14 protein-coding genes are annotated in these 20,315 nt (G+C 58.5%); 5 read left to right on the forward strand and 9 right to left on the reverse strand.

The annotated features are described in order from the left end of the window. Positions 1–6: 6 nt before the first annotated feature. The 5 genes from ACFVTJ_RS12560 to ACFVTJ_RS12580 all read right to left on the reverse strand — a co-directional run bounded on the left by ACFVTJ_RS12560 (position 7) and on the right by ACFVTJ_RS12580 (position 5,369). Positions 7–864: a carbohydrate ABC transporter permease gene (locus ACFVTJ_RS12560; protein WP_092771274.1), complete on the reverse strand. Its 858-nt coding sequence runs from the start codon at positions 862–864 to the stop codon at positions 7–9. A gap of 3 nt (positions 865–867) precedes the next feature. After that, a complete protein-coding gene (locus ACFVTJ_RS12565; RefSeq protein ID WP_386908036.1) occupies positions 868–1,779 on the reverse strand; it encodes a carbohydrate ABC transporter permease in 912 nt (303 codons plus the stop codon). A 174-nt stretch (positions 1,780–1,953) separates the two neighbouring features. After that, on the reverse strand, positions 1,954–3,204 hold the full coding sequence (locus ACFVTJ_RS12570; protein ID WP_386907790.1) for an ABC transporter substrate-binding protein: 1,251 nt from the start codon (positions 3,202–3,204) through the stop codon (positions 1,954–1,956). A 49-nt stretch (positions 3,205–3,253) separates the two neighbouring features. Next, the gene (locus ACFVTJ_RS12575; protein WP_386907792.1) at positions 3,254–4,330 is read right to left on the reverse strand and encodes an ABC transporter ATP-binding protein; all 1,077 of its coding nucleotides are present in this window, start codon (positions 4,328–4,330) and stop codon (positions 3,254–3,256) included. Between the two features lie 334 nt (positions 4,331–4,664). Continuing rightward, on the reverse strand, positions 4,665–5,369 hold the full coding sequence (locus tag ACFVTJ_RS12580) for a GntR family transcriptional regulator (protein ID WP_386907794.1): 705 nt from the start codon (positions 5,367–5,369) through the stop codon (positions 4,665–4,667). A gap of 100 nt (positions 5,370–5,469) precedes the next feature. On the opposite strand from ACFVTJ_RS12580, the gene ACFVTJ_RS12585 reads away from it, so the two are divergent. The 5 genes from ACFVTJ_RS12585 to ACFVTJ_RS12605 all read left to right on the forward strand — a co-directional run bounded on the left by ACFVTJ_RS12585 (position 5,470) and on the right by ACFVTJ_RS12605 (position 12,837). After that, the gene (locus ACFVTJ_RS12585; RefSeq protein ID WP_386907796.1) at positions 5,470–6,627 is read left to right on the forward strand and encodes an LLM class flavin-dependent oxidoreductase; all 1,158 of its coding nucleotides are present in this window, start codon (positions 5,470–5,472) and stop codon (positions 6,625–6,627) included. Continuing rightward, complete coding sequence (locus ACFVTJ_RS12590; protein WP_386907797.1) at positions 6,627–7,520, forward strand: aldo/keto reductase family oxidoreductase; 894 nt, start codon at positions 6,627–6,629, stop codon at positions 7,518–7,520. The genes ACFVTJ_RS12585 and ACFVTJ_RS12590 overlap by 1 nt, the downstream gene beginning before the upstream one ends. Then, positions 7,520–8,044 (forward strand): flavin reductase family protein, encoded by a 525-nt coding sequence (locus ACFVTJ_RS12595; RefSeq protein WP_386907799.1) that lies wholly within the window; start codon positions 7,520–7,522, stop codon positions 8,042–8,044. Before ACFVTJ_RS12590 ends, ACFVTJ_RS12595 begins: the two co-directional genes overlap by 1 nt. Before the next feature lie 348 nt (positions 8,045–8,392). After that, the gene (locus tag ACFVTJ_RS12600) at positions 8,393–12,256 is read left to right on the forward strand and encodes an autotransporter domain-containing protein (RefSeq protein ID WP_386907801.1); all 3,864 of its coding nucleotides are present in this window, start codon (positions 8,393–8,395) and stop codon (positions 12,254–12,256) included. Continuing rightward, positions 12,256–12,837, forward strand: a complete 582-nt coding sequence (locus ACFVTJ_RS12605) for an invasion associated locus B family protein (protein ID WP_386907803.1) — start codon at positions 12,256–12,258, stop codon at positions 12,835–12,837. Before ACFVTJ_RS12600 ends, ACFVTJ_RS12605 begins: the two co-directional genes overlap by 1 nt. On the opposite strand, the gene ACFVTJ_RS12610 is transcribed toward ACFVTJ_RS12605, so the two are convergent. From ACFVTJ_RS12610 to ACFVTJ_RS12625, 4 genes are all read right to left on the reverse strand, one after another. Beyond that, positions 12,834–15,974 carry an efflux RND transporter permease subunit gene (locus ACFVTJ_RS12610; RefSeq protein ID WP_386907805.1) on the reverse strand — a complete coding sequence of 1,047 codons (3,141 nt, stop codon included), beginning with the start codon at positions 15,972–15,974 and terminating at the stop codon, positions 12,834–12,836. The genes ACFVTJ_RS12605 and ACFVTJ_RS12610 overlap by 4 nt on opposite strands. Beyond that, positions 15,971–17,248, reverse strand: coding sequence for an efflux RND transporter periplasmic adaptor subunit (locus ACFVTJ_RS12615; RefSeq protein WP_386907807.1), 1,278 nt, complete (start codon positions 17,246–17,248; stop codon positions 15,971–15,973). The genes ACFVTJ_RS12610 and ACFVTJ_RS12615 overlap by 4 nt, the downstream gene beginning before the upstream one ends. A gap of 295 nt (positions 17,249–17,543) precedes the next feature. Beyond that, positions 17,544–18,740 (reverse strand): polysaccharide biosynthesis/export family protein, encoded by a 1,197-nt coding sequence (locus ACFVTJ_RS12620; protein WP_386907809.1) that lies wholly within the window; start codon positions 18,738–18,740, stop codon positions 17,544–17,546. A gap of 496 nt (positions 18,741–19,236) precedes the next feature. Continuing rightward, on the reverse strand, positions 19,237–20,268 hold the full coding sequence (locus tag ACFVTJ_RS12625) for an acyltransferase family protein (RefSeq protein ID WP_386907811.1): 1,032 nt from the start codon (positions 20,266–20,268) through the stop codon (positions 19,237–19,239). Between the last annotated feature and the right edge of the window lie 47 nt (positions 20,269–20,315).

Here is a 20,315-nt window from a genome sequence, read left to right on the forward strand (position 1 = left end):
AACCTTTTAGCCCTTGAGACCACCAGCGGTGAGGCCAGAGACAACCCGTTCCTGGAAGATGACGATGAGGATCGCGACCGGCACGATGCCGACCACCAATGCTGCCGAAATGACCGGCCAGGGGAAAGCGAACTCTCCCTGATAAAGCTGGATGCCAACGGGCAGGGTGCGCAGCGCAGGGTTGGAGTTGAAGGAGAGCGCCAGCAGGAATTCGTCCCAGGCATTCACGAAGGCGAGAATACCGGCGGTGAAAACACCAGGCGCGCAAAGCGGCACGACGACCTTGAACAGCGCGCCGATGCGGGTGCAGCCATCGATCATGGCCGCGTTTTCGAGATCACGCGGAATGCTTTCGAAGAAGGAGACCAGCATCAAGGTGCAGACCGGCAGCGACAGCACCGTGTAGGGCAGGATCAGCGCCGTCCAGCTGTTGAGCAGGTTCAAGGCACGCATGATTTCGAACAGTGGCACCAGCAGCGTCACCAGCGGAAAGGTGGAGACTGCGATGATGAGCGAGAGGATCAGCGCCCGGTACTTGAGGTTCAGCCGCGCCAGCGCATAAGCCGCCAGCACCGAAATCAGGATGGTCAGTGCGGTGGAAAGCAGCGCCACCATGAAGCTGTTGAACAGGAAGAGGTGCAGCGGCTGATCGGAGAAGGCCTGCATGTAATTGGCGAGCGTCGGGGCGTGCGGAAACCAGGTGATCGGTTTGACCGTCAGCTCCGCCTCGGTTTTCAGCGATGTAAAGAGGATCCAGATCGCAGGAAAAAGGCCGTTCACCAGAAGAATGGAGGCCGCGATGAAGCGGAGCGGTTTGCCGGAAAAGAAGGAGGACAGACCGGAGGAGGTAGCAACGGTGCTCATGGCTCAGTCCTTCGTCCTGATAATGCGGAGATAAACGGCGGTGACGCACATGGAAAGTGCAAACATCATGACCGCGAGCGCCGAACCATAACCGAGATCGAGGAAGGAAACGGTGTTCTGGTGGATGTACATGGCAAGCGTCGTGGTGGATGTGCCGGGGCCGCCGCCGGTCATCATGTAAGGAATATCAAAGGTCTGCAGCGCGGTGATGGTGCGGAAGATGAGGGCGACGACAATCGAGGGCTTCAGAAGCGGCAGGGTGATTTCGAAAAACTGCCTGATCTTGCCGGCGCCATCCACATCCGCTGCCTCGTAGAGCGAGCGCGGGATCGTCTGCAGGCCGGCGAGGATCATCAACGCCATGAAGGAAGAGGTCTTCCAGATGATCGTCAGGCAGATGGCAGCAAATGCCCAGTTCGGCGAGTTGAACCAGATGATGCCTTCGAAACCCAGCCGGTTGAGCACATCATTGACGACCCCGTATTCGTAATGAAAGAACCAAGCAAAGATGAGACCTGCAAAGGAGAGCGGCAGCGCCCAGGGAATGAGTAGGGAAAGCCGCATTGGCCACTGCATCGAGAAAGGCAGGTTTGCGAGCAATGCGAGGCCAAGGCCCATGAAAAGCGCACCGGGCACGGTGATCAGCGTTATCAGTACCGTATTCCAGGTCGTTTCCCAGAAAATCGGATCATCGAACATCGCCGCGTAGTTTTCAAAGCCGATGAATTCCGCCGGCAGGCCCGAGGTCAGCGACAGGCTGAAGAAGCTCGTATAGACGAGCCGCGCCACCGGATAAACGATGATAAGTGAAAGCAGGATCGCCGCCGGCGCGAGAAGCAGCACGGCCAGCGGCCGGTCGCCGAGATCGAGCCACCGCGTCCAGCGCGGCTGCGGTTTCTCGTCCACCCGAACCATGGTTCTTTCCGGCATTGTCACACCTGCCACTCCCGCAACTGGATTCACGTCATCGTCTCCCGATCGGACAGGTTTCATCCGGCCCGTTTATCGCGCCCTTCAGGCGGTTTTATTCCTGTCAGTCGAAGAGGCCGGAAAGGGCATGGCACGCATACCGCCTTCCGGCCTTGAAGTTTAGCGCAGAACGCGCCGCAGACGGCTTTCCATCTGCTTTGCACCGTCTTCCGGCGTCATGACGCCGGCAAGCACGCCATTGACCGTGGTGCGGATCGTCTCGCTGACCTCGTTGTAACGCGGCGTCACGGGACGGGCCTTGGCGGTTTCGACGACGGGCAGGGCATCCGCGAACCACGGGATTGCGTTGGTCACATCCGCATCCTTGTAGAGCGCGGCATAGGTGGGCAGGAGCGCGGCGTTGATGGCCATGAACTTCGACACATCCTGACCGGAGAGATATTCCACCAGCTTCTTGGCTTCATCCTGCTGCTTGGAATAGGCGGAAACGCCGAATTCCCAGCCGCCGAGGCAGGTCGTCTGCTCGCCGCCCTTGACGGCCGGCAGGCGGGCGACGCCGACCTTGTCGTTCACTTGCGATTCCTTGCCCTGGAAATGGGTCCAGGCGTAGGACCAGTTGACGGCAAAGAGAACCTTGCCGGCCTGGAATTCCTTGCGGGTGTCGTCGGTCGCGACTTCCGAAATGTTCTTCTTGGAAATGCCTTCGTCGACAAAGCTCTTCCAGAGCTTCAGCGAATCCACGGCTGCTTTGTTGTCGAAGTTCAGCTTGCCATTTTCAACCAGCGACTTGCCCTCACTCCAATAGGGCAGGAGGAAGGTGCAGACAGCGCCTTCGATCGCCTTGCCCTGGAAGGACAGCCCCTGAAGCTCGGGATTCTTTTCGCCTTCCATGACTTTCTTGGACGCTTCCTTCAGCTCATCCCAGGTGGTCGGCGGCTTGATGCCGTATTTATCCAGCAGGTCCTTGCGGTAATAGAGGAACATGGAGTCGGCGAAGGCTGGCAACGCCACGATCTTGCCGTCCACGGTATTGGCTTCGGCATAGGTCGGCAGATAGGCCGACATGTCCTTGCCGGAAAAATCACTTGTCCAGCCGGCTGTGGCGAATTGCGCCGGGCGGATGACGTCGAGCATCAGCACATCAAGGCTCGAATCCTTGGCCGACATCACGGTGTTGAGGTATTGCGCCTGCATTTCCGAGGTGTTGCCACCGGTCTCGATGACAACCTTCACGCCCGGGGTCTTCGCCTCATATTGGTCCAGCGCCTTGCGCCAGATATCCGGCTGATGCTGGCTGGAAACGAAGACTTTCAGTTCGGCGTCGGCAAATGCCTGTCCCGAAAAAGCAAGCATCGTTGCGCAGAGCGCTGCGCCTATGAGCGCTTTGCCTCGAATAGAGTTGAATGCCATGTGTTCCTCCCTTTTATTAAAACCTTGGCCTGAGCTTATTTGCCGGCAATCAATGGATTGAGCGTTCAGTCGTCGCGTCGAAAAGATGGACTTTGGATGGATCGACGCCGATCCGCAGTTCCTCGCTCGGCGTTGGCCGAAGCTGCGGCGGCATGCGTGCGGTCAGCGCCGCATCACCAAGGCTGAAATGGACGAGCGTGTCCGAGCCCAGCGGCTCCACCACCTGCACCTTCACGGCAAGCTGGCTGCAGAAGCCTTCGGCGGGGCCAAAATGTTCCGGGCGGATGCCAACGATGACGTCGCGTCCCTCAAGCGCCGTTTCGCGCGATGGCCGGATGGCCGCCATCGGCAAGGAATTCCCGTCGGAAAATGTCAGCCGGTCGCCATTGACCCTGGCGCGGGCAAAATTCATCGCGGGCGCACCGACGAAACCACCGACGAAGACGCTTTCCGGCCGGTTATAAACCTCATCCGGCGTGCCGACCTGTTCGATATCGCCTCCGCGCAGGATGACGATGCGGTCCGCCAGCGTCATGGCCTCAACCTGGTCATGGGTGACATAGATGATGGTGGTGCCCAGCTGCTGGTGCAGGCGCTTGATTTCCGTGCGCACCTGTCCGCGCAGTTTAGCGTCGAGGTTGGAAAGGGGCTCATCGAACAGGAAGACTTGCGGGCGGCGAACGATGGCGCGCCCCATGGCCACACGCTGACGCTGGCCGCCGGAAAGCTGTCCGGGCCGACGATCAAGCAGGTGTTCGATGCCCAGCATCTTTGCCGCCTCATCGATACTGGCATTGGCCTGCGAAGCGCTCACGCCGCGCACCTTCAGGCTGAAACCCATGTTTTCGCGCACGGTCTTGTGCGGATAAAGTGCATAGTCCTGAAACACCATGGCGATGTCACGCTCGCGCGGCGGCAGCTTGTTGACAACACGGTCGCCGATCTTCACCTCGCCGCCTGTGATGCTTTCCAAGCCCGCGACCATGCGCAGTGTCGTGGATTTGCCGCAGCCGGAAGGGCCGACGAACACGACGAATTCGCCGTCGTTGATTTCAAGGTCGATGCCCTTGACGATGCGAAGCGCACCGTAACTCTTGTCCAGCTTGCGCAGGCTGACCGAAGCCATATTTCCTCCTCACGACCGGCACGTCCAGAATTTGAGTGGACGCAATCGCCGGTACCAATCTTCAAGTTCCCCGTATCGCATCTTCGAAAATCACTCCCGATTGTCCGGCGATATCGTGGGATGGCGAAACGCCTGTCTCCCTGAGGTCGTGATATTACCTTTCATAAAAAGGAAATCAATAGTGTATCAATTTTATTTCTGACAGAAATCAAAAACTATTAAGTCGTTGATTCAAAGAAATATAACCGCAAAAGCGCCCGCGCGGCAGGCCGCAACGTTCTTGCCTGCCGTCAAATTCCTTCATCCGCGTGGATCACGCGAAATTTGCGCAATCTCAACGTATGCGAGAAACGTAGCGGGCGATGGTATGGTCAAACCACGTCCATGAAACTTCGGCGACGGCGCCATCCTGTGCCTGGCTGAGGCGCAGCACCCGCGGCACGGATGCGCCGGCTTTCTGGCCGAAAACCTCGGGCGCCCATCCGGGCACGTCACCGAGATCAATCCGATCCTCCGCCTTCGATATCCAGAGGTTCAGGCGAGTTCGGTAATAGAGATAGAGGGATTCCGACATGTTCTCGATGGCGATGGTGTCAACGTAAGAGCCATCAAGCCAAATTTCCTCGATGGCCGCTGGCTTGCCCGCAATGCGCCGCAGGCGGCGAATTCTGTGTCCTTCGGCCGATGTGCCGAAGGCGGGCAGGTCGGCGGGCTTGGCAAGGCGCGTAACATCCAGAACCTCCGCCGTCGGCAGGCCGCCGCCTTCGATCAGTTCAAGCCGGAAAAAGGCGTAGACGCTTTGCGGATCGCTGACGGCGCGGATGTAATTGCCGGAGCCCTGCACCCGCTCCAAAAGGCCGCGCTCCTGCAATTCGGCGAGCGCCTTGCGTAGCGTACCGACAGCGATGCCGAGATCGGCAGCCATATCGCGCTCCGGCGCAAGCTTCTCCCCGTCGATCAACCGCCCTGCCGCCACCTCACGCACCAGCATTTCGGCGATCTGCATATACATGGGCAGGCTGCCACCAGTGTGTTTCATCTACCGTTTCCTCCCCCGAAACAAAAATTGATACATCATTGATTTACATATTTCTTGATGTTATGCAAGAAAAACGAGAGCGGCCCTGAGGAGGAATTGCATGACCGTCGTACCCATCACATCCGCTGATCTCGATGCTGCCGAGGTCTCCTGGTTTTCCGCTTTGTGTTCCGATGATTACGCCTATCTCGGCGTGCCGGATGGAAGCCTGCGTTCCAGCTTCGAACATTGCTCGGATATCGTCAAAAAGGCTGAGGAGCTTGGTTTCCGTAACATTCTCTGCCCTTCGTCCTATCAGGTCGGACAGGATACGCTGAGTTTTGTCGCCGGCTGCGCGCCGATCAGTGACCGCATCAATTTCCTTGCGGCTATCCGCTGTGGCGAAATGCAGCCGATCATGCTGGCGCGTACGGTTGCCACGCTCGATCACATGCTGAAGGGCCGTCTGACGCTCAACGTCATCAGTTCGGACTTCCCGGGCGAAGTCGCCGACAGCGCCTTCCGATACAAGCGCAGCCACGAGGTCGTCGAGATTTTGCGTCAGGCCTGGACGCGTGACACCATCGACCACGACGGCGAGATCTACCGGTTCAAGGGCGTGTCGACTGAACCGGCAAGACCCTACCAACAGAATGGCGGCCCGCTGCTTTATTTCGGCGGTTACTCTCCCGATGCGCTGGAGCTTTGCGGCGCACAGTGTGACGTCTATCTGATGTGGCCGGAGACCAAAGACCAGCTGGCAGACCGCATGCGCGCCGCCAACGAGCGGGCCGCAGCCCATGGCCGCACGCTGGATTACGGCCTGCGCGTCCATATGGTGGTGCGCGATACCGAACAGGAAGCCCGCGAATATGCCGAACATCTGGTCTCCAAGCTCGATGATGAATATGGCCAGCTGATCCGCAACCGCGCCCATGACAGTGGTTCGCTTGGCGTGTCGCATCAGGCGCGGGCCCGAGAACTCGCCGACAAGTTCGGTTATGTCGAACCGAATCTGTGGACCGGCATCGGCCGGGCGCGCTCCGGCTGCGGTGCAGCACTTGTCGGCTCAACGGATCAGGTTCTGTCGGCGCTGGAGGATTACCAGAAGATGGGTATCCGCGCCTTCATCCTGTCCGGTTATCCGCATCTTGACGAGGCTGAACATTTCGGCACCAAGGTTCTGCCGCAGATGAAAACCTGCTCCCTGCCGCATGCCTATGGCCGGGTGCCTTCTGAAACGCCAGCCACGCCGCTCGGCAACGGGGAACGCCACTGATGGAACGTATCGCTCTTTCTGACAAACTCGAACTCAGCCGCATCGTTTACGGCATGTGGCGCATCGGAGACGACGCAGACACTTCGCCGGCGCATGTGCAGGCGAAGATCGAGGCCTGCCTCGCGCAGGGCATCACAACCATGGATCAGGCCGATATATACGGCGGATATACTGCTGAAGCCATTCTTGGCGCCGGATTGAAAGCCGCGCCAGGACTGCGCGACAGAATAGAAATCGTCACCAAATGCGGCATCGTCGCACCGGCCGGCCGCCACGCCGCCGCCCGTGTCAAGCATTACGATACGACTGCGGGCCACATCAACGCTTCGGTTGAGGCGTCGCTGCGCGACATGGGAACCGATCACGTCGACCTGCTGCTTATTCATCGGCCTGATCCGCTGATCGATGCCGAAGAAACCGGCAAGGCACTTGATGCTTTGGTGGCGTCGGGCAAGGTCAAGGCGGTTGGCGTCTCCAATTTCCGCCCCTGGGATTTTTCGCTGCTGCAATCGGCCATGAGCAACCGGCTGGTGACGAACCAGATCGAAATGAGCCTTCTTGCCGCCGATTCCTTCACAAATGGCGATCTCGCCTACCTGCAGGAAAAGCGCATTTCGCCGATGGCCTGGTCGCCGCTCGGTGGCGGGTCGCTCTTCTCCGGTGCGCATGGCGGCACCATGGCTGCCCTGCAGCGCATCGGCAAGGAACAGGGCGTCGATGCGACGGCGGTCGCGATTGCCTGGCTGCTGCGCCATCCGGCAAAGATCGTGCCGGTGCTCGGCACCAACAATATCGAGCGTATCAGAACCGCGGGCGATGCGCTTCGCGTGACGATGGACCGTCAGACATGGTTCGAACTCTACACCCTTGCGATTGGAAAAGAGGTGGCGTGATGACAGTTGCAGAGGCAATAAAGATGCCCAATGAGCATGTATTCGTTCCCGGCGGCGAAAATAGCCGCAGCTTTCGCAATGCGCTCGGCGCTTTTACCACCGGTGTCACGGTGGTGACGGCAACGACGCCGGAAGGCCCGATTGGCATGACGGTCAACAGCTTTGCGTCGGTTTCTCTCGATCCGCCGTTGGTATTGTGGTCGCCGGCGAAAAGCTCGTCACGCCATCCGGCTTTCAGTGAGGCGACCCATTTCGCCATCCATGTGCTGAGCGCCGATCAGGATGTGCTGAGCGCTCGTTTCACCCGCAACGGCCGCGCTTTCGATGATCTGGACTGGGAGGTCAACGACGAGGGCGTGCCGGTCATTCCGGGTACGCTCGCCCGTTTCGAATGCCGTCGCGCTGCCGCACACGACGCGGGTGACCATACGATCATCGTTGGTGAGGTGCTGCGCGCGGCCCATCGCGATGGCGATCCGCTGTGCTTTTCGGGTGGGGCGTTCGGTCGGTTCTCAAGGCAGTAACCGAACTCTCGGAACCTTCCCGTTTGGTTTCCCTCGGGATTGAGGTTTTCTTCTCTATATCGTTCGCCGGTTTAACGGAGCACGCTTGTCGGGCTCCGTTTTCGATTATTCTCGCACAAAATTGCAATTTATACTGCTCTAACTCGAAATGAGCTTTAAAACGGGCATGGTTAACTTGATTCGAATTTGATTCACCTGCCAGGTGGATCCGAACTCCGGGCAGGCGAGGGAGATCACATGTCCGCTAGTTTCTGCCACGGTCCTGAACGGGAAGAGTCCCCTGAAGCGGGAATCCGCGGAGCGTGGCTGAGGCAGACCGGCTTTGGCATTAGCGGCGTTTTTTTCTTGATGTTCTCGGTTGCCGCCGTACGGGACGCTGCGGCTGAAACACTACTCTGGACAGGTTCGGATGGGGGCGACTGGTTTACAGGCGCCGACTGGGGACCTTCGCGTCGTGTGCCGGGTGCCGGCGACGATGTGATGATCAATAGCTTCGGTCCGGCAATCGCCATCGGTACCATCGCCGAAGCTCACCAGCTGTCGGTTGGCGTCAATGTCGGCGGCGCCGGCACGCTGGTGGTGGAAGGTGGCCTACGGACGAATTCGTTCGATCTTGGTATCGCCGGCGGATCGTCCGGGACCGCAACATTTTCCGGGGCGAACTGGGTGAATGACGGCGCTGTCTTTGTCGGTGGCATGGGTACAGGCGATCTTCATCTGTTGCACGGCACAACGGCGTCTTCAAATGACATCGCTATTGGCGGAGTCGGGGTAGGAAACGGCTCGCTCACGCTCGACAATTCGTCGAGCCTCATAAGCTCTGGAACCGTTTCAGTGGGCAACAGTGGTAGCGTGTTGCCTTCTGGTGGAAACGGTAATCTGAACGTGCTTGCCGCGAGCACCCTGGAGAGCAATGAAGGCGTTCTGGCCAAGGACTTGGGCGCGACAGGAACCGCTCTCATTTCAGGCAAAGATAGCCGCTGGAACATCTCGAACGGCATGGTGGTCGGCAACGCTGGCGTCGGTACGCTCACCATCACCGGTGGTGGTGCTGTCATCAGCCAGACGACGACGATAATCGCCAATCTGGATTCGGCGGGCGGAAGCGCTGTCACGGTAAGCCGGCTAGGCTCTTCGCTGCAAACCGACGGGGCGCTCGTCGTCGGCGATGGTGGAAATGCAAGGCTCCTGGTCGAAGCGGCGGCAACGGTTACCAGTGGTGAGGCGATTATCGGCCGCCATTCGGCAAGTGAGGCGACGGTGACGGGTGACGGATCGGCGTGGACGACCGGCGATTTGCAGGTCGGCGGTGACATCTCGGATCCGGGCGGCGCGGCTGGCAACGGAACGCTCAACGTGACGGCAGGCGGCTCCGTAGATAGCACCGCTGCGCACCTTGGCGTCGTTGCAGGCTCAACCGGCTCCGCGATCGTGGACGGACAGGGGTCGGTCTGGACCGTCGACCGCAACAGTCTCGAGGTTGGGGTGAGTGGGACGGGCTCGCTGGCGGTGACTGGCGGTGGCCTTGTCGATGCAGCGAATATAATTATCGGAGCAGGAACCGGCGGCGATGGCTCGGTCAGGGTTTCGGGGGCTGGCAGCACATTAAAAAGCCGCTCCGATCTTAATGTCGGCCTTTACGGCAACGGTTCCATGACCGTAGAAGCTGGTGGCGCCGTCAAAAGTCGAAACGGTTATGTTGCCACATACAACGGGTCCACTTCCGCCGTGACGGTAACAGGCGCCGGGTCTAGCTGGGCGATGACCGGCACGTTTTTTGTCGGATACGCAGGCGGAGCCAGTGGAGATGTGACGGTCAGCAACGGCGGCGGTATCACGGCAACTGGCGTCACGCTTGGGGATATCGCCGGCGCTTCCGGAACGATGACGATCACGGGTGCCGGTTCAAACGTCACAGCTTATGTCGACAATGGCACGTCAAATTCCGGCTCTGTCAATGTCGGTTTTCAAGGTTCCGGAAGTTTGAATGTTGTAAATGGCGGATCGCTTGATGCCTATAGTCTTTATATCGGCAATGTGTCGGGATCGAGCGGCGCCGTTCTGGTCAGCGGTGTCGGGTCAAATGTCTCCGTCGATGGCCTTATGGTTATCGGCAGTGCCGGAAACGGTTCCGCGGAAATAACGGGTGGCGCCTCGCTCGCGGCCCCCACCATTCTCATCGCCACGGCAGCAGGTTCAACGGGCGTGTTGAGCATTGGTGCAGGTGCCGGCCAAACGGCGCGGTCGGCCGGTGCGGTCGAGGCGCGTGCGATAACGTTCGGCGCCGGGAACGGCAGTCTTGTTTTTAATCATTCCGAGACCGGCTACACGCTGTCCGCCGATATTTCAGGTGCGGGCAGGGTGATTGCAGAGGCTGGCGTCACCACGCTTTCGGGGAATAACAGTTACTCCGGCGGAACCACCATTTCGGCCGGCACGCTGAAAGGCACGTCGAAAAGTTTCGGCTCCGGCGGCATCGATAATAATGCTGACCTTGTCGTTGACGGCGGGGGTGCGCTTTCCAATGCCATCAGCGGTACTGGCAGCTTCGAAAAGACTGGTTACGGTAATCTGGTCTTGACCGGAAACAGCACCTATACCGGCGCGACCGCGGTATCCTCTGGAAAGCTCAGCGTCAACGGTTCGCTTGCAAGCAGCGTCTCGGTCGGCAGCGGTGCGACGCTCGGTGGCACCGGTACCATTGGTGGCCTGACCGTCAATTCGGGTGGCACGCTTGCGCCCGGCAATTCCATCGGCACGCTGACGTCCACGGGCAATGCGACATTTGCGAGCGGCTCCACCTATGCGGTGGAGATCGATGCGGATGGCAGTTCAGACAGGCTTGCGGTCACCGGTACCGTTACCATCGCAAACGAGGTCAGCCTTGTCGTCACGCCGCTTGCCAGCCATTCGGCCTATAGCCTTGGCACGCGATACACGATCCTGACCGCGACGGGCGGAGTTACCGGCACATTTTCGGATGTTGAAGAAAATTTCGCCTATCTGAGCGCGAAGGTCTCACAGAGTGCCGATGACGCTGCCACCTATCTTTCTTTCCTTAGGACATCGCCCAACGTCGGATTACTGGCCACTGCGACATCGACCGCCAATGCGCGGGCAGCGGCCAATGCCGTCGAGGCACTCGGAGAAACCTCGCCCCTATACGATGCGGCGGTGTTTTTGCAGCAGGGCGAAACACAATTGGCTTTCTCGCAGCTTGCCGGAGAAATCCACCCCTCGCTCGCCATGGCATTGATCAGTCGCAGCGGGCAAAGTCGGGATGTCATTCTCAACCGGTTGCGCAGCGCTTTCGAGGGTGTCGACGCGCGCCCAATCCTCCCGGTCGCTTATGCCGAAGGCGGTCAGAATCCCTTTGTAGTTGACGAAGGCGCGCTTAGCGTCTGGTCTAACGGTTTCGGTTCCCGCGGGCGTATCGATGGTGACGGCAACGGTTCATCTGTCGACATGACCGGTGGCGGCATCCTGTTCGGCGTTGATGGAGAAGTTGGTGACAGCTGGCGCGCTGGGGTTGCTGCCGGCTATGGCCATGACGGCATCAAGCAGTCCGCGCTTGTCGCATCGGCAGATGTGGACAGCTATTATCTGGCCGCTTATGCTGGAACGATTATCGGCTCCGCTTCTCTGCGGCTGGGCGCAATCCATGCTTTTCAGGATACCGAAACCCGCCGGTCGATTTCTTTTTCGACGCTGGAGGAAAGCCTTTCCGCACGTTACGGCGGCTCTACCTCGCAGGCCTTTGCTGAAGCCGCCTGGCGTTTCGACTTCGATATCACCCATATCGAGCCTTATGCTAACATTGCTTATGTGAATACACGCACTGATTCCTTCCAGGAAAAGGGTGGCATCGCCGCTGTTTCCGCCGGCTCTGCCCGTTACGACCAGTTTTACACGACGCTCGGTGCGCGGATTAGCCGGGATATCGCGCTGGAAGGCATGCTCGGCCGCGCGATGTTCGATCTGGCGTGGCGCCACAATTACGGCGATACCGCCGTGGGAAGCAGCCTGTACTATGAGGGCGGCGGTGCGTATTCGGTGACGAGCACCTCCAACTCCCGCGATACGGCGTTATTGAACTTGGGGCTGAGCTACGATCTTACGCCATCGGCCACTTTGACATTCCGTTATGGTGCGGTTTTCGGGGCAGGTGTGCTGGATCAATCCGCTGCCGCCCAACTTGGAGTGCGTTTCTGATGAGACTTGGTCAAAGCTGCATCGTGAAAGCGGCTCTCGCGCTTTTCCTTTGCGCCGGCGCCACGGGAGGTGAGGCGTTTGCGCAGGCGACGGGGAAAACCGCACCATCCCTCCATGAGATTCACGGAAGCTGGCAGCTTGCCTGTGCGGCCGTCGCAAAAAAAGACGGCACCGATGCTGCCCCTTCTACAGGAGAAGACGCTAAGCCGGCTTGCGCCATCGCCCAGGTTCAGCTGGAGGAAAAAACCCGCAAGCTTGTCGTTTCCGTCGAGTTCCGGCTGGATAATGCCGCAACGACTGACAGACTTACCGGCACTATGGTGCTGCCTTTCGGCCTGGCCGTTACCAAGCTGTTTTCGGTGAAATCGGGAAACATGCGCTTGCAGGAAGTGCAGGTCAGCACCTGTCTGCCGGTGGGCTGCATCGTGTCCTTCACGCCCTTCATTGAGCTAGTCTCGGCACTGAAGGCGGAACAGACACTGACCATCGAGGCACCTGATCTGCAGGGTCGCATAGTGTCGTTCCAGCTGCAGGGTAAGGGGTTTCCCGAGGCGTTGAAACGCCTCGGGGAAGTACGCTAGGCCGCCACGGAGTCCGGTTCGGTCTTGCCTTGCGGTTTTTGCTGTTCGCCATGAGGCTCGACTTTTTTCCGGCGGGAGAATAGCCCGGTGAGGAACTGGCCGAAGCGGTCCATCTCCACGAAGATCACAGGGGTAATGAACAGCGTCAGCAGTTGCGATACGATGAGCCCACCGACTACGGCGATGCCGAGCGGCTGACGCAGTTCCGAACTCGCGCCGGAGCCGAGCGCGATGGGCAATGCGCCCAGCAATGCGCAAAAGGTCGTCATCATGATCGGCCGGAACCGGCGCACGCAGGCTTCGTGAATGGCGATTGCGGGTGGTTCCGCCTTTTCGCGCATTAACTCCACCGCCACGTCGATCATCATGATCGCGTTTTTCTTCACGATACCGATCAGCATCAACAGGCCGATGAGCGCGATGATCGAGAAATCCATGCCCATCACTTTCAGCGCCACAAGAGCGCCAAAGGCGGCAGCCGGCAGGCCGGACAGGATAGTCAGCGGGTGGATAAAGCTTTCATAGAGCACGCCCAGCACCACATAGATGGTCAGCACCGCCGCCAGAATGAGGATGCCGGTATTGCCCTGGCTCTGCTGGAAGATCGCCGCCGTGCCGCCGTAGCTGGTGAACACATCCTGCGGCAGGCCGATCGTGGTCTTCAGCTGATCAATCCGGCTTGTGGCATCGGAAAGCGCCACCCCGTCCGGCAGGTTGAACGAGATGGTGGTGGAGACGAGCTGGCCCGTCTGGTTGATGGTAACGGGCGCCTGCGTGCGGGTCAGCGAGGCGAAGTTGGAAAGCGGAACCAGAACCCCTGATTTCGCGGACAAAATATTGATATCACTGAGGAAATCATCATTCCAGGGTTTGGAACTGTCGAATTCGACAATGACGTCGTAGCTATCGCCGGTCGACTGGATCTGTGCTGCGGTATAGCCACCGAAGGACATTTCCAGTGTCTTGCGCAGCTGGTCATTGGTGATGCCGAAGGCAGCCGCTTTTTCCGGATCAACGGATATCGTGGCGGCGATCGCGCCATTCTGGGCGTCGGAGGTGACGGAGGTGAATGCATGGTCGCGACGCATCGCGTCCATCAGCTTGTTCGACCATTCAGTGGTCGTATCGGCATTCAGGCCCTGAACGACAAGTTGGTATTGGCTGGCGGAACTGCGTCCGCCGAAACGCAGGCTCTGCTGCGGGTTGATATAGGTGCGGATGCCCGCCACTTTCGAGGTGGCCTGACCCAACTCCGCCAGCACCTGGCTGAGCGGCGCGCGCTCTTCCTTGGGTTTGAGTTCCACGAACATCGAACCGTTGTTCAGCGGATTGCGTGAATTGCCGCCGACGGTGGAGGTGACATGCACGACGGCGGGGTTCTTGCGGATCTGGTCGGAAACCTGTGCCTGGAGATCGCGCATCGCCGTGTAGGAAATATCCTCACGCGCCTGTGTCGAAACCGAAAGACGGCCGATATCTTCCTGTGGGAAGAAGCTCGATGGCAGGGTTTCGAAAAGGTAGACCGAGGCGGCGACCGAGGCGAGAAACGAGGCAAGCACAATGCGACGATGGGAAAGACACCAGCCGACGGCATTGCCGTAAAGGCGAAGCGTGCGCTCGAAGCCAGCATCGAACCAGCGGATGATGGCCGGCGGTCGGGAGGAATGGCCCGACAGGCGCGAAGCGAGCATGGGCGTAACCGTCAGTGAAACCAGCGCCGAGGCCATGATTGCCAGCGTGACGACCATGCCGAACTCGTTGAAGAGCCTGCCGATAACACCACCCATCAACAGAATGGGAATGAAGACGGCCACCAGTGAGATGGACATGGACAGGATGGTGCCGCTGACTTCCGCCGCGCCTTGCAAGGCCGCCTCGCGCATGGGCAGGCCTTTTTCATGCAGGCGCAGGATGTTTTCGAGCATGACGATGGCGTCATCCACCACCAGACCCACCGATAGCGTCAGTCCGAGCAGCGAGATGTTGTCGATGCTGTAGCCCAGAACATACATCATGCCGAAAGCGGTGATGAGCGACAAAGGCACGGCAAGGCCCGGAATGATGGTCGCCGTCAGGTGCCCGGTGAAAAGATAGATGACCGCAACCACCAGCCCGATGGTGAGAAACAGGGTGAACTGGACGTCTGAGATCGCATCCTTGATTGCGGTCGACGCGTCATTCATGACGTTGATATTGACCGAGGGCGGCAATTGCTGGTGAAGCGCCGGCAGCTTGGCCTTGATGGCGTCCACGACGTCGACGGTATTGGCGTCCGGCTGGCGCTGCACGGCGAGAACGATGGCTTGCTCACCGTCGAACCAGCTGCCGGCATTGGTATTGTCGATGCTGTCAGTGACATTGGCGATGTCGCCGAGATGGATCGGTGCGCCATTATTCGTTGAGACGACCAGCGAGCGGAAGGCGGCTGCATTGGTGCGCTGGGTATCGGCCTCGATCGTCAGGCGCTGATCGTCGGTCTGTAAGGCGCCAACGGGCACCTGATTATTCGCCTGAGCGATGGCTGTTGTGACGGTATCGACGCCAAGTCCTCTTGCCTGAAGCTGCGTCGGATCGAGGCCGATACGCACGGCATAGGTTTGCGCACCATAGATGCTCACCTGCGCGACGCCTGAAATGGTGGAGAGAAGCGGCGAGATGATGTTCTCCGCGATCTCATCGACCTTGCTTGTCGGCATTTCCTTGCTGTTGACCGCAAGCAGCAGCACCGGCGCATCGGCCGGATTGGTCTTGCGATAGCTCGGCGTCGTTGTCATGTTGCTCGGCAATTGCCGCTGCGCGCGCGAAATGGCGGCCTGAACATCGGCCGCCGCGGCGTCGATATCGCGGTTGAGATCAAACTGCAGCACGATCGAGCTGTTGCCGAGCGTGTTGGTGGCGCTGATTTCGCTGACGCCGGGAATGGTTTCGAACTGCTTGACCAGCGGTGTCGTGACCGATGTCGCCATGGTTTGCGGCGAGGCGCCTGATAGCGACGAGGAGACGTTGATCGTCGGAAAATCCACCTTCGGCAGGGCGGCGACGGGCAGCAGGCGAAAACCGGCAAGCCCCGCGAGCACAAGACCGATGGCAAGAAGGGTGGTGGCGACGGGCCGGTTGATACAGAAATTTGGGATCATTGGCCGCCAACCTGTTCCTGCGGAATATTGGCGGCCAGATTGGCAGCCGCACCGCCCTTGTCGGAAAATTGCTCGACCACGAACTGTCCGTCGGCAAGTCCGGATTGCCCCTCGACTATGACGTGTTCGCCGCCATTGAGGCCGCTTGCAATGGCGGTGAGATCGCCATTCGAGCGGGCGACCTCCACCGGCGTCATGTGTGCATGGCGGTCGTTATCGACGGTATAGACGAAGTTGCCCTTCGGTCCTGGTCGCACGGCGACCGTGGGCACCACGATCATCTCATCATCCGAGACGAAATGGGCCGTCACGTTGACCGATTGGCCGGGCCACAAAAGACCCCGGTCGTTCTTGAATTCCGCTTTTGCCAAGACGGTGCCCGAGGTCTGGTCCACCGTATTGTCGTAAAAACGCAGAAGGCCAGACATGGCCTCTCCTCCGGTCGCCGCCGGATCGACATCAACGGCGGTGTCCTTTGCCACGCCTTCACGCAGTTGCGGCAGATAGCGCTGGGAAAGCCGGAAACTAACCGAGATCGGATCATATTTGGTGATCGTCACAATATTGACGCCTGCGCTGAGATAAGCACCGGGGCTGACCGTGATGTCGCCGAGCCGTCCGTCGAACGGGGCACGGATTTCCATATGTTCCAGCGCCACCTGATCTGAGGCAAGTGTGGCCTTGTCGGCGTCGACCTTGGCGCTGGCGCTGTCGCGCGCTGCCCGGGCCTGATCCAGCACCTGTTGCGATTCCGCGCTTTGCTTGACCAGATTGGCGGCGCGCTGGAAGGCGACTTCCGTCTGCTCGAGCGTTGCCTGGTCGGCGGCGATGTTGGCTTTGTCCTTGTCTACGGCGGCGCGGGCGATGCGGTCGTCCAGCTTGAGGATCAGATCCCCCGCCTTGATGTGCTGACCGTCCTTTGCGCTGATTTCCGTGACAAGGCCGGCCTGAAGCGGTGCGATGTTGGTGATATCGGCTGCAACCGCCCATCCCGTCGCCTTTGCATCCATCGGCAGCGTCGCCTTGGAGACGGCGATGGTGCTCACCGTGGGGGGCCCGCCATTGCGTCGTCCGCCGCCCTGTCTTTGTCCGGGCTGCCGGGCAGGCTGGCCGTTCTGGGAGGACTGCGTTGCAGTTTCGGTGCCGGGCTGGGGAGACGTGCTGGCAAATTGTTTGAGATAGGGGATCTGATCAAGCGGCAGGTGATCCCTGTAATACCAGGTACCGGCGGCTGCAATGGCAAGAACGCTAATAGCGGTCCAGAAACGTTTCATCGGACGATTCCGCGTAATGAGAGTACATGTTTCCCGAACATGTGCGGCAAGCCTTGGGAGCAGCTTTCTCCCACAAGACACCCAATGCGCTGCAAAATCACCTTAAACTTTTGTAATGGCGGCGACAACGCCAGCACCCGCATTGCCTTGCCACGCAGGGGCTGAAGCATTTTCCGAAAAGGCTGTCGCGTCTGAAGCCCCGTACCGGGTCATCGCCACTTTTGCCGCGGAGACCACCAATAAAAAAGCCGCCTCGTTTCCGGGCGGCTTTGATGGGTCGGTGGGATGCCGAGCCTCAGAAGGCGCGGATGGCGTTGCGTGTCCTAAGCACGTCCTCTCCAACGTTGCCCGTCGTTGCCGGAACGGACCCGACGAGATCCAGGAACTTGTAAAGCTCCGTCGCCTGCGAATTGGTGACATAGATGATGTCGCGATCCTGCATCGGGAACTTCGTGGTGGCGAAGAATGTCGACGGATCGCGCAGATTGGCGCGGAAAATGACCGGAATATCCTGTCCAGGGAATTTCGATGTATCGATACCGAGCTTTACGAGAAGATCGCGTCTCACGGTACGATAGATATAGACCTGGGCAGGGTCTGCACGGGAATCGAGCAGGCCGCCGGCTTTGCCGAGCGCATCCGAAAGCTTGAGATTGGCATCCTCGAACTCGAACCGTCCGTTCAGGCCGGAAGCGCCGAAGGCGAGATAGGTGCGGCGCTCGCGCTCGACCATGATCGTATCACCCGGAACCACATAAATGTTTTCCGAGGGCGTGCTCACGAGGTGGTTGTAGTTGACGCGGGCGGTCTTGCCGCGGCGGATCAATGTGACGTAGGATTCGATATTAGGCGCGCTCAGGCCCTTGGCGTAGGAGATGACGTCGAGAACGCGATCGCCCGCTTCCGAAAGCTGAACCTTTGTCGGCTCCTTCACGTCGCCAAGCACGGAAGCCTGTGCGGAACGGCTGGAAATCTTGGTGATGAGGACCTGCGGTTCGATGGCGCGGTTGGCGAGCCGTTCCTCGATTTCGGTCTGCACATCCTCGACATTGCGTCCGGTGGCGCGGATCTTGCCGGCATAGGGCACGCTGATGTTGCCCTCGCGGTCCACCGTCTGGTTTGGCAGGCTGATGAAGTTGCCGGGACGGCTGCCGGCATCATTGGGAATGAAAAGGCCACCCGCCTGGCTTTCAAAGATGGCTACCTGCACAACGTCGCCGACACCCATCGGCAATGCCGGCACGCCACCCTTGCCGCCGCCGAAGCTACCGAGCAGGGTGGTATTGGTGGTGTCCCCGACGTAATTGAGAACGGCGCTGTTGACATCGATCAGGGCGTAATCGACGCCTGCGGTCTTGTGTTTGTCCTTGGACGCAAATTTTACGGAAGCGTTGGATTCGATCGTCGCCGCATCCGGCCCGGAAGCCGCAGTAACCGTGCAACCCGACAGTGCTGCAAACGCGAGCAAAATCGAAACATTCAATAAACGCATTTGGTCCTCAAAATGAATTCCGTCCGAAAAAGTGGAAATGATCCGGACACCGTATAAGTTTATAAAAATAAGCACTTCATATATGATACCGGTAAAGGAAACCCCAACCGGCGTTACATCCCTTCAGCGGAATCGCTTTCCGAGATGTTTACATTCCCCAATCAGGCATATGCCTAACTTAAGGTGATGCTTCAAGTTCCTCATCGCTCAGCCGCACCGGAAAAATCCAGATCAGACGCGATATTCGAATTGCCTGACGGTGTCAGTATTGTCGTTCGCTAATATTCACTTGTCGTCATAATCTCTTTGATTGCCGCATTGCGCTAGTGCAGTTTTGTCACGCTTGCACGGTTTCTTTTGCGGTTGACTTTAGTGGTATCTAATTAATTGTTATATAAAATTATTTTTCCCTTTGTCCGGGGTAGACGCTTCTGAAAGAAGTTGCTTCAGGAAGCTGTCCGATTATCTTTTAATTCCGGAATCAAAAGTGTCGCGTCTATGCTAAGCGGTTCTCCCGCTGCTCTGAAGGGCCAACTTTGTATCGCCGATATGCCGAGGCAGGAAGGGCCACCCATTCGTATATCCCGACACGTATAGCGGCAATCTGAACTATGGCGGGCAGGGCAATGCCAATAATGGTCGTGGTCGCCAACAGGCTAGCCATGTCTGTAACGTGAAACAACTTCACTGCGACAGCCCGTCCAAAGCCGATTGCAATGATATGCATCACATAAATGCCGACGGATAACTGCCCCAGTGTCTTGAGCATCAATGAAATCGCGTTTTCGCGAATAACCAATCCCTGTGAAATTGCGATAATCAGTAATATGCCGAGGATTGCCGATAAGAACGGAAGACGTTCCGGGATTTCAATTTGCCACGAGAGACCTGTCGAAATCGCAAAGACGGCCATAAGCGTGAGAGACGTGCCCATTGTGTATCGCTGTTGCTGAAAGCCATATTGTTTGGCGACAATACCGAGCGTGAAATAGACGAATCCATAGGCGACGTCCCATGGAACTGGCTGGCTGTATAGATAAAAGAAGACGAAGAGGGTAAGCGCGAATGCCATGCGGACAAGGGCGGGTATCCAAACGAACATATAGGTTGCGATTTGGCAAAAAAAGAGTGCGTAGAGAAACCAGAAGGGGCTGATCGGGCTCCATAGAATTCCCAGCACTCTAGTAAAGTCAATGGTCGTGTTTGTGAGACCCAAATGCCCCATCATCACCATCAGGCTGCCATGCAGGACCGACCAAAACAGATAGGGATAAGCGATATTTTTTCCGAGCTTGGCGAAAAAATCGGTGGGGGCGGCATTTTGTCCGGAGAAGAACAGTCCCGAAACGAAGAAAAAGAACGGCATATGGAACGTGTAAATTGCATAGTCGGCAAAGCCCATGAGGCTGAAGTGCGGGGGCGCCCCAGAACCGTTCAGGCCTCTTTCCGCATGACCGAAAACAACGAGGACAATACATAGGCCTTTGGCAACATCATAACTGTCGTCGCGCTGTTTTTTAGGTTCCATGAAAGCCCTCAGTCGGAGTTTTATGGACGAATCTAGAGTGAAGGCGT

Source organism: Agrobacterium sp. NPDC058088, from assembly GCF_042885035.1.
In the GTDB taxonomy this organism is placed as follows: domain Bacteria; phylum Pseudomonadota; class Alphaproteobacteria; order Rhizobiales; family Rhizobiaceae; genus Agrobacterium.

What these genes read in the sequence shown, in the direction of transcription:
- ACFVTJ_RS12560 (WP_092771274.1), bottom strand. Translation starts at nt 864, where the DNA reads ATGAGCACCGTTGCTACCTCCTCCGGTCTGTCCTCCTTCTTTTCCGGC.
- ACFVTJ_RS12565 (WP_386908036.1), bottom strand. Translation starts at nt 1,779, where the DNA reads ATGGTTCGGGTGGACGAGAAACCGCAGCCGCGCTGGACGCGGTGGCTC.
- ACFVTJ_RS12570 (WP_386907790.1), bottom strand. Translation starts at nt 3,204, where the DNA reads ATGGCATTCAACTCTATTCGAGGCAAAGCGCTCATAGGCGCAGCGCTC.
- ACFVTJ_RS12575 (WP_386907792.1), bottom strand. Translation starts at nt 4,330, where the DNA reads ATGGCTTCGGTCAGCCTGCGCAAGCTGGACAAGAGTTACGGTGCGCTT.
- ACFVTJ_RS12580 (WP_386907794.1), bottom strand. Translation starts at nt 5,369, where the DNA reads ATGAAACACACTGGTGGCAGCCTGCCCATGTATATGCAGATCGCCGAA.
- ACFVTJ_RS12585 (WP_386907796.1), top strand. Translation starts at nt 5,470, where the DNA reads ATGACCGTCGTACCCATCACATCCGCTGATCTCGATGCTGCCGAGGTC.
- ACFVTJ_RS12590 (WP_386907797.1), top strand. Translation starts at nt 6,627, where the DNA reads ATGGAACGTATCGCTCTTTCTGACAAACTCGAACTCAGCCGCATCGTT.
- ACFVTJ_RS12595 (WP_386907799.1), top strand. Translation starts at nt 7,520, where the DNA reads ATGACAGTTGCAGAGGCAATAAAGATGCCCAATGAGCATGTATTCGTT.
- ACFVTJ_RS12600 (WP_386907801.1), top strand. Translation starts at nt 8,393, where the DNA reads ATGTTCTCGGTTGCCGCCGTACGGGACGCTGCGGCTGAAACACTACTC.
- ACFVTJ_RS12605 (WP_386907803.1), top strand. Translation starts at nt 12,256, where the DNA reads ATGAGACTTGGTCAAAGCTGCATCGTGAAAGCGGCTCTCGCGCTTTTC.
- ACFVTJ_RS12610 (WP_386907805.1), bottom strand. Translation starts at nt 15,974, where the DNA reads ATGATCCCAAATTTCTGTATCAACCGGCCCGTCGCCACCACCCTTCTT.
- ACFVTJ_RS12615 (WP_386907807.1), bottom strand. Translation starts at nt 17,248, where the DNA reads ATGAAACGTTTCTGGACCGCTATTAGCGTTCTTGCCATTGCAGCCGCC.
- ACFVTJ_RS12620 (WP_386907809.1), bottom strand. Translation starts at nt 18,740, where the DNA reads ATGCGTTTATTGAATGTTTCGATTTTGCTCGCGTTTGCAGCACTGTCG.
- ACFVTJ_RS12625 (WP_386907811.1), bottom strand. Translation starts at nt 20,268, where the DNA reads ATGGAACCTAAAAAACAGCGCGACGACAGTTATGATGTTGCCAAAGGC.